Source organism: Micromonospora sp. NPDC048947 (genome assembly GCF_040649495.1).
GTDB classification, from domain to species: Bacteria; Actinomycetota; Actinomycetes; order Mycobacteriales; family Micromonosporaceae; genus Micromonospora; species Micromonospora alfalfae.
The window spans coordinates 129,669-143,125 of record NZ_JBEZFO010000006.1; the positions used below are offsets into that span (position 1 = coordinate 129,669).

13 protein-coding genes and 2 pseudogenes are annotated in these 13,457 nt (G+C 67.3%); 6 read left to right on the forward strand and 9 right to left on the reverse strand.

The features are described 5' to 3' along the window. Positions 1-524: 524 nt before the first annotated feature. From AB0B98_RS11290 to AB0B98_RS11305, 4 genes and pseudogenes are all read right to left on the reverse strand, one after another. A pseudogene (locus AB0B98_RS11290) lies at positions 525-795 on the reverse strand (transposase); the annotation flags it as partial. Positions 796-1,110: 315 nt separating this feature from the next. After that, positions 1,111-1,536, reverse strand: a complete 426-nt coding sequence (locus AB0B98_RS11295; protein WP_357362188.1) for a hypothetical protein — start codon at positions 1,534-1,536, stop codon at positions 1,111-1,113. A gap of 120 nt (positions 1,537-1,656) precedes the next feature. Then, positions 1,657-1,869: a DUF1737 domain-containing protein gene (locus AB0B98_RS11300; protein ID WP_357362190.1), complete on the reverse strand. Its 213-nt coding sequence runs from the start codon at positions 1,867-1,869 to the stop codon at positions 1,657-1,659. A 121-nt stretch (positions 1,870-1,990) separates the two neighbouring features. Further along, positions 1,991-2,722 (reverse strand): hypothetical protein, encoded by a 732-nt coding sequence (locus AB0B98_RS11305; protein WP_357362191.1) that lies wholly within the window; start codon positions 2,720-2,722, stop codon positions 1,991-1,993. Positions 2,723-3,071: 349 nt separating this feature from the next. On the opposite strand from AB0B98_RS11305, the gene AB0B98_RS11310 reads away from it, so the two are divergent. After that, positions 3,072-3,206: a hypothetical protein gene (locus AB0B98_RS11310; protein WP_357362437.1), complete on the forward strand. Its 135-nt coding sequence runs from the start codon at positions 3,072-3,074 to the stop codon at positions 3,204-3,206. 53 nt (positions 3,207-3,259) lie between these two features. Here AB0B98_RS11310 and AB0B98_RS11315 read toward each other — a convergent pair whose 3' ends face one another. Next, positions 3,260-3,664 (reverse strand): hypothetical protein, encoded by a 405-nt coding sequence (locus tag AB0B98_RS11315; RefSeq protein ID WP_357362193.1) that lies wholly within the window; start codon positions 3,662-3,664, stop codon positions 3,260-3,262. A 315-nt stretch (positions 3,665-3,979) separates the two neighbouring features. On the opposite strand from AB0B98_RS11315, the gene AB0B98_RS11320 reads away from it, so the two are divergent. Continuing rightward, on the forward strand, positions 3,980-5,146 hold the full coding sequence (locus AB0B98_RS11320) for a helix-turn-helix domain-containing protein (protein ID WP_357362194.1): 1,167 nt from the start codon (positions 3,980-3,982) through the stop codon (positions 5,144-5,146). Between the two features lie 312 nt (positions 5,147-5,458). Here the strand turns inward: AB0B98_RS11320 and AB0B98_RS11325 are convergent, their stop codons facing one another. Continuing rightward, the gene (locus AB0B98_RS11325; protein ID WP_357362196.1) at positions 5,459-5,953 is read right to left on the reverse strand and encodes a hypothetical protein; all 495 of its coding nucleotides are present in this window, start codon (positions 5,951-5,953) and stop codon (positions 5,459-5,461) included. Positions 5,954-6,074: 121 nt separating this feature from the next. On the opposite strand from AB0B98_RS11325, the gene AB0B98_RS11330 reads away from it, so the two are divergent. Further along, a complete protein-coding gene (locus AB0B98_RS11330) occupies positions 6,075-6,512 on the forward strand; it encodes a DUF6188 family protein (RefSeq protein WP_357362197.1) in 438 nt (145 codons plus the stop codon). 131 nt (positions 6,513-6,643) lie between these two features. Continuing rightward, positions 6,644-7,021 (forward strand): hypothetical protein, encoded by a 378-nt coding sequence (locus AB0B98_RS11335; RefSeq protein ID WP_357362199.1) that lies wholly within the window; start codon positions 6,644-6,646, stop codon positions 7,019-7,021. 473 nt (positions 7,022-7,494) lie between these two features. Here AB0B98_RS11335 and AB0B98_RS11340 read toward each other — a convergent pair. The 3 genes and pseudogenes from AB0B98_RS11340 to AB0B98_RS11350 form a co-directional block, all read right to left on the reverse strand. Then, positions 7,495-7,653, reverse strand: a pseudogene (locus AB0B98_RS11340) (IS5/IS1182 family transposase); the annotation flags it as partial. A 998-nt stretch (positions 7,654-8,651) separates the two neighbouring features. Then, on the reverse strand, positions 8,652-9,140 hold the full coding sequence (locus AB0B98_RS11345) for a Scr1 family TA system antitoxin-like transcriptional regulator (RefSeq protein ID WP_357362201.1): 489 nt from the start codon (positions 9,138-9,140) through the stop codon (positions 8,652-8,654). Positions 9,141-10,112: 972 nt separating this feature from the next. Further along, positions 10,113-11,360 (reverse strand): MFS transporter, encoded by a 1,248-nt coding sequence (locus AB0B98_RS11350; RefSeq protein ID WP_357362202.1) that lies wholly within the window; start codon positions 11,358-11,360, stop codon positions 10,113-10,115. Between the two features lie 436 nt (positions 11,361-11,796). Between AB0B98_RS11350 and AB0B98_RS11355 the strand changes: the two genes are divergently transcribed. Further along, complete coding sequence (locus AB0B98_RS11355) at positions 11,797-12,549, forward strand: response regulator transcription factor (protein ID WP_357362204.1); 753 nt, start codon at positions 11,797-11,799, stop codon at positions 12,547-12,549. A gap of 5 nt (positions 12,550-12,554) precedes the next feature. Continuing rightward, positions 12,555-13,394, forward strand: a complete 840-nt coding sequence (locus AB0B98_RS11360) for an aminoglycoside phosphotransferase family protein (protein WP_357362206.1) — start codon at positions 12,555-12,557, stop codon at positions 13,392-13,394. Positions 13,395-13,457: the final 63 nt, after the last annotated feature.

A 13,457-nucleotide genomic window follows, 5' to 3' on the forward strand; every position in this document is an offset into this window, starting at 1 on the left:
CGAATGAGACCGACAGAAGCGCACCCAGTGCCAGGACCGCGACACCTCTAACCTGCCGAGTCAGCCCGAGACGTGACCTTCGCTGTCGCAGTCTCAATTGATCCTCCTTGACAGGGTGCGGTTGTTTCTAACGTGGACCAGACGTGTTAACGCTAACTACGGGGTGCTGCCGGGTCAACGCAGCGCGTTGCAATCGGAGGCCACGGAGCCCGTGCTTGATTTGCCCCCACCGGTCGGGCTGTCGGGGTTCAGATGATCTGGCGGTGCGAGGTGGTGATGCGGGACGAGGTCGTCTGCGGATACACGTTGATTGACCGGGAGGTCTACCTGCCCAGGGCGTGGACCGACGACCCTGATCGGTGCGCCGCCGCCGGCATCCCGGACGTCCTGGCGGTCTCGATGAGTCACCGGGTCACCGCCCGCCCAGCCGACGGCCCGGTCCGCGCTGACGGGCTCGCCGCTGACCTACCCGCCCGAGCCTGGAACCGGCTGTCCGCCTGTGCCGGATCGAAAGGCGCCCGTGCGCGGAACTGCTTGAGTTTGGTGATACAGCGTTCGGCGGTGTTGCGCTGCATGTACCGTTCGGGGTCGATCTTCGGTGAACGGCCCTCCCTTCGAGCCCTTCTTGCGCCGGTTGGCGGCCTGGTCGGCTTTGATCGGGATGGTCGCGCCGATCCCGCGGCGGCGCAGATGACCGCGGAGCGCCTTGGACGAGTACGCCTTGTCTGCCAGCACATGACCGGGCCGGGTCCGCGGCCGTCCGACCCGCCGCCGAATCCGGATCCCCGTGAGAACGGCACGGTCATTTTGGCCGCACCGCCGTGCGAGACTCCTCGCCGCTGGACGGCCCGCTCACTACCCGCCCTCCATGGGCCTCCACAGAGGCCGCCAGCGCGTCAAGCTTTACGCCGAACCTCCTGTCCGTCGCCGAGAACAGGCACACGAGCACCACGTCGGTGCCCGCCAGCACGTAGGTCAGTGGCTCGGTCGGAGATCACCGCAGGGCACCATGCCGTCAGATGCCATACGGGCAGCTTTTCAGCTCGACAGCGCAGTGGTCGGCCGAGCCGGGGGCGCGGACAGCGGCATGAGAGTGTTCCTGATCTTGAATCAGAAACCTCGGAAGACACCATCCGCGCCCGCTGAAGTCGCAAACTCGATGTAGTCCATGTTCGCAAGCGACAGGTTGTTCTGGATCGCCTGCACCTGCTGCGGCAGTGCCCGGAACGGTCGCGCGTCGACCCCGACGTTGAGGTTGATGACCAGCACGGGGTGGTCTGGCGTGGACACAGCGACAGCATCGATCACGAACAGCACCGGGTGCCGGTACTCGTGCGGGTAGCTCGGTGGGTAGCCGGCCACGATCGTCTCTTCGTCCAGGCCGTTCAACGCGCGGTCCTCAACGAAATCTACGTCCGCGCCGAAGCCCTCCTCGGTCGGCTCCGCGATCCACTCCCTGATCCGGTTCCAGTCGGCGTCATCGGTGAAGTCCGCCCGCACCACCGGAACGCTCCACGTCCCCGGCAACTCTGCCACCGACGCAGCGTAACCGCCGAGACAGGCCCTGGCCTGGTGGCGTACACGCAGCACGCCTGCTGCCCTCAGCGCGGCCGGCGTTCGCCGGCAGCGCGCTCGTGGCGGCATGGGCGTACGTCTCTATCTGGCGCTGCCCTCGGACGCCTCGGGGCCGGCCGAGTTCGGCAGCACCAACGCTTGAGCGGCGATGACTCGTTCACCGTTGAAGGTCAGCGCCGGGGAGCCGTACAGCCGATAGCCCTGGTCGAGAAGGCCGCTGATGCGGGCGCAGAAGTCGGCATCATCGGGGCCGGTAATAAGCCGGTAGCGGAGGGGCTCAGAGAGATCTGACACCGTCGCATTGTGCCCGCCCGGCTATGCCTGAGCCCAGATGTCCCGGCTACGCCCCATCCTGACCGGCCGCGCGACCAGCGGCAGATCCGTGCATCCAGACCGATCTCTTGAAAGACGTGGTTCAGGCGGCTGACCCGAGATTCGTGGTGAGCATGGTGCTCGACCAGCCAGCCACAACGGCCAGATCGTTGATGGGTGGGATGGGCTGGCCTCCGACGGCTGCCGAGCTCCCGGACCTGAAGCGCTGCTCGATACCAGGGTTACAGGCGAGGTAGCGCTCCGCATAGTCGCAGACCAAGTCGACGCGGTCTCGGCTGGCCAGCCACTCCATCACGGTGAACGGCAGGCTGTAGTCGCCAGCGCGCGACGTTACGATTGAGCTCGGTTCGCTCGCCTCGACGAACCACGGCAAAACGGCTTCCCGCACCATCCTTACGAACCGCGTCAGCTGCGCCCGGCGCTGGGACGGTTCCGTCAGTTCAACGTCGCCGTCCTGCGCGTCACCGTACAGATGGCCATTGACGCGGCCAGACGCGTAGCCCAGCGGATGACCGCACACGACGTCACCATCTGAGGAAGGCACCACGCGGCCCGCATGCGCCAGTCTCCACTGCCGCAGCCCGGGATCCCGCACTGACACATGGGTCGAGATCTTGATTAACCTGTCAGCCCGATTATGCGAACTGGGCTGCAAGACGATTTGCTGGACCAGACCGCCAGCCTGGCGCTGCACCGACCGGACCGCCCTGAGCCAGCCAAAGCCGTCCGCCGCCAACGCGTCACCGATCCACGCTCCAGCGGCGTCGACCACGTCCCTAGGACGACGGGCCGACACCAACTCCTCGTCCACCACCGGCCAAGTGTGGACCACCAGTCGACCGACCAAGATCTTCGCCCTCAAGCACACAACGCGGCATGAGCGTGGACGTCGCCTGAGGTAGCTTCTGCCTCTGCAGCGCCGCGTACGCCGCGATATGGGCGCCTCCTTGCTCCGGGTCCGCGCCGAGGCCCCCCAGCTCGCCGACCAGCTGGGCTGGCAGTTGCAGGCGGTGCCACCCGCTTGGTGCTCGATCGTGCTGCCGTCACGTACCCCGCAGCAATTGGCCGCACACGTTGCGGAAGCCAACGCGAGAGGGCAGGAGCTCGCCCGCAGGCTGGGTGTCAAATGAGAGCCGCCGGTCGACCGGCGGAAACAGCGGTTGTTGACCTTCACACGTGACGAGGTCGGCCGCCGCGTCTGCCCGCGCGGCGCGATGACCTGGTCGGTCAACTGGGACGTGACGAACGGCAACCGCTTCGCCAACACGGTCGGCCCGTACCTGGACGCGCTGCCCTGAGACCGGCACCGCCGGCACGGATCCCGCAACGGGATCCGTGCCGGGTGGGCCGATCAGATGAACGTGAGCGAGCTGAAGAACGCCGGGTAGCAGTCGACATAGATGTCGTAGACGCCGGGCGGCACGTGCACGGGGCCCAGGGTGGCCCCGTTGGAGCACCGGGCGCTGACCGCGGTCGTCGGCTGGCCGGTGAGGGTGCAGCCCTGGAACACGATCAGCCACGGGTCGATGTACTGCCCGGCGTACGGGCAGGAGCCCGACATCACCGAGAAACCGCTGCCCTTCGCCGGTGAGGCGGCGGCCGCCGTCGACGTCGTGACGCTCAACGTGCCGGCGGAGCTCGCCGATGCCCGCTCGGCTCCGATGGCGGCGACAGCCGCGTCGCCGCTCGGCGCGGGTGCCGCGACCGCCGCGGACGGTGCGGCCATGAACGCGGCGAGCATCGCCGTCGCGGCCAACAGCAGACTGGATGCGCGGAGAATGCCGGATCGTACTCCGGCGGAGGGTCGACTACGCCATTTCATAACCAGAACCACCTCTCGATTGCTGTGCGATCTGCGGATGCCGGGGCGCGTACCTGGTCGCGCCCGACCCGGCCGGGCCGTCGTCTGACGTCCATGGCGAAGCGTTCCAGGGTGCCGGTGGCCGGGTCTTCGTGATATTGCGAGAACCGGGTCGCCGGCGTACCTCGGTTCTTGCGAATGTCCGCAAGGCTGTCCGGTCCGCGTCAACCGGGCGGCGTGGCCGGAACGCATCGATTACCGTTGACCGGCATGGGCGGTCTGTTCAGCCTGTGGCGGCAGCGAGTGGCCGACAACGCGCGCCGGGCGGTGGACGCCTACCAGGAGGAGCTGCTGGAATACCGCAACCTCGCGGTGATGCCGCGGGTGCGGTCGGAGATGCTCGATTTCGCGGTCTTCCTCCGTCAGCGCACGGTCGACCTCGCGGCGGACAGCGCGCCGTTTCACGTGCAGGATCTGGACCTGATGGCCGCGATGGGCCGCCAGCGCGGCGAGAAGGGACTCACCCTGACCGCGCAGCGGCAGGTGCTGCTCGTGCACACCCGGCTGACGCTGCGCGAGGTGTACGAGGCGGCCGGCCCGAACGACATCGCCGCGACGATGCACACGCTCGCCTGGCTGGCTCCCGCGGGACTGGCCGCCCAGGGCGCGTATACCCGGGGCTGGATCGAGGGGCAGCGGCGCGCGCTGGCGACCGTCGCCCAGGTGCGGCTGCTGACGGTGATGCTGCTGGCCGGCGACGACAGCGCGACTGAGCTGGCGCGCAGCCTGCACATGTCGGTCCCCGACCACGTCGTCGCGACGGTGGTCCGGGTGGCTGGCGGGTCGCCCGGGCCGGACCAGGCGGCGCGGGACGAGTTCGCCGGCGCGCTGCTGAAGACGCACTGGCTGCCGCTGAGCTGGCCAGAGCCGCACGAGGTTGTCGCGCTGATCCCCAGCACACCGGGCGGCCGGCAGCCGGCGGTCGAGCGCGGGCTCGCGCTGGCCCGCGACGTGGCCTCGATGACCGGGCGGCCGTGCGCGGCCGGCACCGCGCCTGGGCGGGTGCGCGCGTTCGGCGACGCGGTGGCGCTGGCCCGGCAGGTCAGCGAGGTCGCACCGGTGCGGGCCGTGCCGCGCCACGCGTACACGGTCACCGACGTCTTCGCCGAGCTGGGCGCCGCCCGGCTGGCGGAGGTCGGGCAGTGGCTCCAGGTGGTGGCGGCGCAACTCGACGCCGGCCCCGACCTGGTCGCCACGCTGGACGCCTACTACCAGCACGACATGAACCGGCTCGACACCGCGGCCGCGCTGTGCATCCACCCGCGCACGCTCGACTACCGGCTGACCCGGGTGCGCGACCTGACCGGGCTGGAGGCGGGCTCGACCCGCGGCGTACGCGTGCTGAGCACCGCCGTCGCCCGGATCCTCGCCGGCTAGATCAGCAGCCGGGTGAGCTCCATGCTCTTCATACTGATGTAGCTCAGCTTGTTACCGAAACGCATCGAAGCCTGTCGCGAGCCGATTATGCGCAGACGGTGTACGCGTACTTCAAGCGGCTGAACGAGCGGGGTGTGACCGAGCGGATCCTGACCGAGTTGCGCGAGCAGGTGCGCTTGGCGCATGGCCCGCGGCCGGAGCCGACGGCGGGATCATCGACTCGCAGAGCGTCAAGGGCGCGGACACCGTGCACCGCGCCACCGGAGCAACGTGATTTGACTTCGTGGCTGCTCGCTTCGGGCTGTTCAAGAACTATTCCCACGGTGATAAGCCACAGCGCAGGACGTGATCGACGGGAAGCCGCCACAGCGACAGGTCCCGCAGACCCGGATTGGCGTGCAGCAGCTCGGGAAGACCACGCCGGTGCTCAACGACCCTCAGTCGGCGAAGCCGACGAAACTGGGCAACCGGAGTGAGATCGAGAGGTCTGCGGGTCTCGCCGATGTCAAGGAACTCCACATCAGCGCTCAACTGATCCAACGGGGCCAGATCGGTCAGGTGCCACAGGCCCGCGACACTGAACCGGCGAACATCGGGAAACCAACGCAGGAACCGCAGCGTCGCAAGGTCGTCATCGAACCCGTAGACCCGCAGCGGGACCATCGGATGATCCACCAGGAGCGCGGCCACCGAGCGATACTCCGCCTCGATGAGCGGCTCACTGAACTGGACGACATCCGCCTGGCCCAGCCGGGCGCAGAGCTGCGCGACGTCGACCGGACTCCGCACCTCCACGACACTGCCCATCCCCAACATGATCCCGCACCACCTACCGCCCGCGGCAACCGGAACATGTTCGTGGTCTGGGCCGCCGCAGCAGATCCGGATACTCGGCGACGACCTGGAGGATCCAGGGAAGCATGGGTCCATGACCGAGCGCGTGAACCCCACCAGGCTGATCGAGCAAAGCGGTAAGTGGCTGCTACCGGTCGGCGACGGCGTCGTGACACAGCTGCGGATCGACTTTGCATTCACGCTCATAGTCGAGTCGTGGATCGAGATCCGCATCGAAACTGAGTTCTCCTACGGCACACCCGGCGCCGAAAGCCGGTTCGACCCGTCGACGTCGACAGGTCTGGCACCGTTGCTCGACCGGCACCAAGCGCAGATGACCGCCGCCGAGATCCGCAAGGACGGTCGGCTGACTCTGACCTTCGCCGACGACGCAGTCCTCGTCGTCGAGCCGGACGATCAGTACGAGGCGTTCACCGTCACGAGCATGCCGCCGCCGGGATTCCGGGGATTCCGCTTCGTCGCTGTCCCCGGCGGCGGTCTCGCCCACTGGGCAGCCGAACACAGGCAGTGATGCACACACGCCTTCACGAGCAGCGGCAGATCCATACACCGATCGTGACGGCGGTCCGTTGGTCCCCAACGCCCTAGTCGGGTTGGACTACGCCATTTGGCCGAACGGGCTCCTCCGTAGCATGGTCCGTCATGCACCGCATCGCCATCAGGCCACGCATCCAGATTCCGGTCCTAGTCGTGATCTTCGCTGTATGGACCCTGCTGGGCGTCACGTACCTCACCCCCGGGGACGTACTGGCCGATCGCGACTGGTTCGGCATCGTGCTGGGATGCCTACTCGTCACAAGCGGCCCGGCCGGGATCTGGCGTGCTCTTCGACTCGGCGTGGTAATCGGCGGCGACGGTGTCCGTGTCCGCGGCTTCGACAGCCGTGACCAGGCCACACCGTGGAGCGCGATCCAGTCGATCGACTGCGTGCAGGTCGATCTACGGGGAGGCTTGCCGCTCTACGCCCCCGTCCTCCGTCTCGGCGACGACACCATGCCGCTTTCGGCGCTCGGCTCGTAGTCACGGCAGGACGCCGAGCTCAAGGTCGAACAGCTGCGGAGCCTCAAGGCCAGCGGCGCGCGTTCCTGACCGAGACGCAGAGGCGGACGCCCGACCAGCGGCAGATGTGCGCATCCGACCAGGGCGATAAAGACAGCCCTCCACTGGAATTGCCGACGACGCTTCGCTCGCCACACACCTGCTCTGGCTTGGGGCTGCCCCGGCAGATGGAACGGCCGGAAAGAGTACGGCTCAGACTAGATCGCGCCAGAGCTCGACGCTCGCCGTCGGCTCCCACGGGGTTTCGCCTGGGCCCACTCGACCGAACTCCCGGCCGATGTAGTCGGCCAGATCCAACCCGTAGTACGAGACCTCCGGTGACAGTGAGTATGGTGACGGCACCTTCTGGCCCTGGATGGGCGGGCAGGTTCCGGATCGAGTCGTCGGACACGACGGTGGCGACGTTCACCTACGGGTGGGGCAGCGCGGGAGAGTTCGCCGTTGCGCAGGTGGGCCAGGGCCATCAGTGCCTGCTGCTGTGCGGGCAGCCTGCGCCAGCGCCCACCGAGCGCGCGGCGCCGATCGCGGATCAGCTCGGTCAGGCGGGCCAGGCTGCGTGTGGACAGCGGGATGCTGGCACGATAGGTCAGCAACGAAGCTCCTGTGCTGGGCAGTGCGTCTTGGTCGACTGCTGTCCTACCGGGAGATTCGTCCTGTTTGGAGCAGCGACACGCCGCTGAGTGCCTGCTCAGGAGCCCATGATCACGACGAAAGTGGCTCAGTGACGTTATCTCACCGTCCACCGATTCGGCCAATTGCGACCTATTAAGCATCGTCGTGCATTTGGAGGGGCCCCATTAGGGCCCCTCCAAATGCAACTAGAATGCTACTTGGCCGCCGAAAGTGGTGTCCCAGTCCCTGTAGTTGTAGATCTGCACGCGGAACCTGGTCCCATTCAGCACATCGGTGGCGATTACTTTCCACCCGGTGTCCATAAGGACAGTTTTCCAAGAATTACAAGAGCCTGTTGACAACCAGCAAACACGGACCTGCACGTTGCCCTGCTCAGGGTTGGCAAACTTGATGTTGATGTCGGTGCAACGAGAGGTTGTCGTGTAGTAGCTGGAAGCCGAAGGGAGGTATCGATCGCTGGCGGCGCCCATGGTCCGGGTGGGGAATGAGACAGCGCCGCCATAACACGTGGCGGCTGCACTCATTGGCCCACCCATTGGCTCTGCCGAGACCGGCGCCTGACCGACCAGCATGGAAACTGCAATCGCTGCAACCGAGACTCCGGCTGCAAATCGCTTCCTTAGTTTCATTCCAATTCCTCCCCGTTGGCTTCCGTAGTCAGGCCGGCGTCATCAGTTAAGTATCTGACCCGTGCCAGCCGTGACCGATGCCGTCACTTTATTAAAGATCACCACCGGTGTCAAATACTTAAATACGGCAATAGCGCTCAATTTGCTTAACTGCTAAGCCGCAGTGAACCGGCACTGTCGTGGGATTCCCCCCGTCTACAAATTCCGGTTGGAGCAATCTCACTCATGGATATGTCCCCCCGCATCGGGATTCGCTAGGTCGGCCGGCCCTCCCGTCAGCGTTGGGACGGTGCGCTTTAGGTGAAGCCGAGGGGTAACTGGTCGCTCGGTCATGCGGACACCCCTCCAAGGTGGACCTCCGCGCTGATCTTCTCGATCAACCGGCGGGACTGGTCGTGTTCCAGGGCCACCGCGTCGAGGCCAGCCCAGACCTCCTCGTACGCGGCCACCCCCGACTCCCGGTCGAGGTACAGCGCCCCGGTCAGAAACTCGCGGTAGACCACCGGCCGGTCCGGCTCGACCCGGTTGCCGGGTGGGAAGTCGAGCAGCATGATCGGGCCGGCGGTGGCGGCCCGGGGCGCCCCGGTGGTGGGGGGGCGAGGCGCGGTGGAACCCAGCGCTGTCCTGTCGGCCGGCCCCTGTTTACCCCCGAAAACCCTCGCCTGCGGTTGACAATCAGTGACAATAAGCGGCCACTGCTTGATCGCATCCGTGCAGCTGAACGCCTGTTCTTGACAATCAATGCCAAGCTTGATTTGGTTACGGATGGTAACAAGGGGTTTTGACAAGCAATGACAAGCCTGAGCGAGGCTCGACAAGAGGTTCTTCTGGGCTTAAATCTCCTTGTTCGCCGCGGCTGCCTTGGTAACTACCGCGCCGTGACGCTGGCCGCCGCCGGTAGCGGCGTCGCCGTGAGCGTGACGCCATCCGCCAGAAAACAACGGCGCGAATCGTGGCAGATCACGCACCTGATCTTGGCGTTCGGCGGTTGGCTAGGACGGGGGTTCTCAACTCCAGGAAGGATTGCGGCTCGGCAGCCAAGGCCCGGACAGCGACTCGTACTCCTCACCAGTTTCAACGGTGAGAAGGAAACTAGCTATGGAACTGGCCACCGTGCCGTGCAAGCCGGCCAGTAGCAACGGGGCAGTCGCCAGGTCCAGCGACAGCGCTGTCGCGAGTCGGACTCGCTGAGCACTAAGCTCCGGCTGGTCTCTGAGCTCGTCGCGCTCCAGGTGCCTCGCAGCGGACTCCATGGTCACCAGATCCCCGCTGCCGGAAAACTTCAGGCAGTCCCATCAGGACGGCAGCCCGATCATGACCTCCAAGGCGTTGGCAAGGCTATGGCCGATAAGGCCGGCCTGCCCTCCGCTTACCTGCAAGGCCGAGCGTCGGTGCCCACCACACGCCCCTCACCCCATGTGACACCCCGCAGGCGGCAGATCCGGATCCTCCGGGCAGCTACGAACAGGCTCCTGGGATCATGAGAGGCGTGGCCGGATTCAGTTACAAGACGTCGTGGCTGGCTGTCCGGAACCGGACCCCAGACGAGGTAGCCGATGCCCTTGGTCTACGCGACCGGGAAGTCCTCGACTGGACCACTGGCACCGACCGGGCCTACCGGCACGGCGTGTACGTGGTTGCGCCCGTGCCAGGCTGGACCTTCGCCCATGGCCGGCGGCATATGCCACCGGGTTTCGACGCGACCGAGTCGCCCTTTCCCGATTGGCTCGGGGCGCTTAGTCAGCAGCTGGGTGAAGTGCAGTTTTTCGCCAAGCTCCCGAACCACCCTCTCAGGTCGTGGAGGCCGAGGCCGTCTCGCGGACCAGCGTGACAGCGCTGCGGTTGGCGGCCGGAATGATCAGCGCCGATGCGACGAGCGCGGCGACGGCGATGCCCAGCCATCCCCAGAAGCCGAAGGCGATGACCAGGCCGGAGAGCGCCGCCGGGCCGATGATGTTCTGCGTGATCACGTGCAGGTCGAATGCCCCCAGGTACTCGCCCTGAGCGTGCTCGGGGGCGAGGCCGAACGCGAGCCCCCAACCGGAGGCGGCCTGCATCACCTCGGCCACGGAGAGGATCAGCACGGCGGCGACGATCGCCACGGACGCCAGGACCACGTTGTCGTCGAGCGCGGTCACCGCCAGGACCGCGCAGCCGCCGGCCAGCCAGTAGCCGGAGCGCCGGGCGAGCCGACCGGCGCCGTGCACGGTGTCCGCGCCCCGGCTGGCCCGTACCTGGAACAGGATGACGAACCCGGTGTTGACGATCAGCAGCAGAGGAATCAGGAAGTGCGGCAGGTCGGTGCGGTTGAGCGCCCAGAGCGGCATCGTCACCAGGATGATGCTGACGTGCGAGGCGAGGATCGTCGAGACGCCGATCACCGCGAGGAAGCGTGGGTCGCGGACTGCGGCGAAACGCTTGAAGCCCACCGGTGCGGGACGCGGCGGCACGTCGGGCAGGCGGGTGACGAGGAGCGCGGCGCCGGCCATCAACGCGGCAGTGGTGAGGGGGATCAGCACGAGCAGCCGTTGGCTGAGGGCGGCGACGGCCGCAACGCCGATACCGATGCTGAATCCAATGTTGAACACCGACCGCATCATGGCCTTGAGCTTCACCCGCTCCTCCGGGGGCACGAGGTTGCCGATGAGGGCCCCGTTGGTCGGGCCGGTACCGTACTCGAGGAAGCCGACGGTGACCACCAGCGCGAAGAAGGCGGTCGCGCTGTCGACAAGGCTGTAGAGCCCGAATCCGACCGCCAGCGCGGCGAACAGGATGACGAGCAGGCGGCGGGCGCCCACCCGGTCGGCGATCACACCGAACAGGACCGACGAGAGGAAGGCGGACAGGCCGGCGGCTGACAGGCCCAGGCCCACCTGCCGGGCGTCGAGTCCGACACGCAGCGTGAAGTAGACGACGCTGCCGCTGAGGAAGACTCCCTTGCCGATGGACTCGGCCAGTCGGATCGCGATCAGCTTCCTGCGGAGCGGGTCGGTCGGTACCAGGCCGGCGACAACGTCCGTCACTCGTGACAAGGGCATGGGTCAATCCTGGCGACGGCGGTGTCCGGCGGACAGGGCGACAGGTGTAGCGCGGACGGGACGACGTCCCGGATCGGCCGGGAATTTCTCCCGTGGACTCCGGGGTCGGCGGCACGTCGACCGCCCGTGAGAGGTCCGCTGTGGACGGCCTCGTCAGGGCCAAGACGGAAAGTCTGGTTCGGTTTTTCGATGCGTCAAAAGGCTGACCGAGCCCGTTCCCGGGATCACTTCTTGTGTTGTTCTGTTGGCCGTGAGTAGATGTTCATCACGACGCGGGGTCGGCGCTACCGCGGCGTTTCCCCGCGCGACTAAGACACCGCGGGCCGTTCGGACGGGGTGAGGTGGATAGATGGTCAGCGTTGGCTCGGTCTCGGACCTGACTCGGAACATGAGGCGGTGTCCGGAGGAAGTCACGGCGGAGTCACAACCCGACTCGGTGACGGTGGTCCTGGCCGACGCTCAGCCGGTGGTGCGCAGGGGCCTGCACGCCCTGCTGTCGCCGTCGGCTGAGGTCGCCGTGACAGGTGAGGCGTCGTCCGCGCGGGAGGCGTTGGCGCTGGCCACCGCCACACGTCCCGACGTGCTCGTTCTCGATGTCGAGCTGCCGGGGTTCCAGGCGGGGGTGACGATCCAGGAGATCAACCGGGTGTCGCCCTCGACAGCGGTGCTGGTCTTCACCGCGGTCGAGGACGAACACGCGATCCTCGCGGCCATGTGGGCGGGTGCCCGCGGCTACGTGCTCAAGAGCTGCCCGGGCGACGGCATCGTCCGGGCGATCCGGGGCCTCGCGACGGGTGAGGTCATCCTCGGCCCCAGGGTGGCCGACAAGCTCATCGGGCAACTGAGCCGGGAGCCCCGCAATCAGCAGCTCTTCCCGGAGCTGACCGTCCGCGAGCGGGAGGTGCTGGAATTGATTGCCTCGGGTATGCGCAACGTGGCGATCGCCGCGAAGCTGAATCTGTCCCCGAAAACGGTTAGCAATCATATTTCCATCATCTTCAGTAAATTGAACGTTTCTGACCGGTACGAGGCGATCGAGGTCGCCCGCCGGGCGCGGTTGGGGCGCCCCGGGCCGCCCGGCTCCCATTCACCAGTGGTGCCTGGTGGCAGCGTTCTGCTGACCGGCAGGCGTGGTGTCGTGGCACCGGGCGCGGCCGCGTACGCCGGCGCGCGGTCGGTGCGGGGGTGAGCGGGATGAGCCTGGACCTGGACGCGATCGCCAACCGACTGGAGCCACGGTTCGGCCGGGCCGCGCACCGCTGGGTGGGCACGCTGCGCCAGCGGCTCGACGACCTCGTCGAGCAGTGGGAGTTGACTCTCGGTGACCGGCTCAAGTCCGGCAATTCTTCGGTGGTGTTCCGGTGCGTGGGCCCGCTCGGCGACGCGGTGCTCAAGCTGTCCCCGGACAGCTACGCCGTGCGGGAGGAGGTGGACATGCTGCGCCAGTTCGCCTCCAGCGGGCGGGTGCCGGCGGTGCGGGAGTCGGCCAAGGGTGCCGTCCTGCTCGAAGCGATCCACCCCGGCACCCTCGTGGAGAAGATGCCGCAGCCGCCCTCACCGCGGGAGTACGCCGCCTTCCTCACCGATCTGCACGGCGCGGGCGACCCGGCTGCCGCTCCCCGTCAACTGGCGGACTGGATCGACGTGCTGTTCAACTCGGCGACGCGCCGGGGCGCCGACCTGAGCGGGTCCAAGCGGCTGCGCGACGACCTGTTCGCGGTGCCCACCGACACCGTGCTGCTGCACGGGGACCTGCACCTCGGCAACGTGCTCAACGGCGGAGGCAGGGGCCTGGTGGCGATCGACCCGATGGCGTGCGCCGGTGACCCCTGCTTCGACGCCGTGGACTACGTGCTGGAGGGTCTGGACCGCGCGGAGATGGTGCGCCGCCGCGACGAGCTGGCGAGCGCCGCCGGCATCGACGTGGACCGGCTCGACGCCTGGTGCCGGGTGACGGCCCCGATCGGCGCCACGTACGTCAGCAATCCCGTGCACTCCGCCGAGCTGGCGGCCTTCGGGCGCGGCGAGTACTGACCGGCCGAGCACCGCCCCGGTCCGACGGCAACCCGCGTCGGGCCGGGGCCGCGCCATGCCCGG

Excerpts from the sequence above, each read along its gene's own strand:
- AB0B98_RS11360 (WP_357362206.1), top strand. The coding sequence starts at position 12,555 with ATGAGCCTGGACCTGGACGCGATCGCCAACCGACTGGAGCCACGGTTC.
- AB0B98_RS11330 (WP_357362197.1), top strand. The coding sequence starts at position 6,075 with ATGACCGAGCGCGTGAACCCCACCAGGCTGATCGAGCAAAGCGGTAAG.
- AB0B98_RS11335 (WP_357362199.1), top strand. The coding sequence starts at position 6,644 with ATGCACCGCATCGCCATCAGGCCACGCATCCAGATTCCGGTCCTAGTC.
- AB0B98_RS11325 (WP_357362196.1), bottom strand. The coding sequence starts at position 5,953 with ATGGGCAGTGTCGTGGAGGTGCGGAGTCCGGTCGACGTCGCGCAGCTC.
- AB0B98_RS11320 (WP_357362194.1), top strand. The coding sequence starts at position 3,980 with ATGGGCGGTCTGTTCAGCCTGTGGCGGCAGCGAGTGGCCGACAACGCG.
- AB0B98_RS11350 (WP_357362202.1), bottom strand. The coding sequence starts at position 11,360 with ATGCCCTTGTCACGAGTGACGGACGTTGTCGCCGGCCTGGTACCGACC.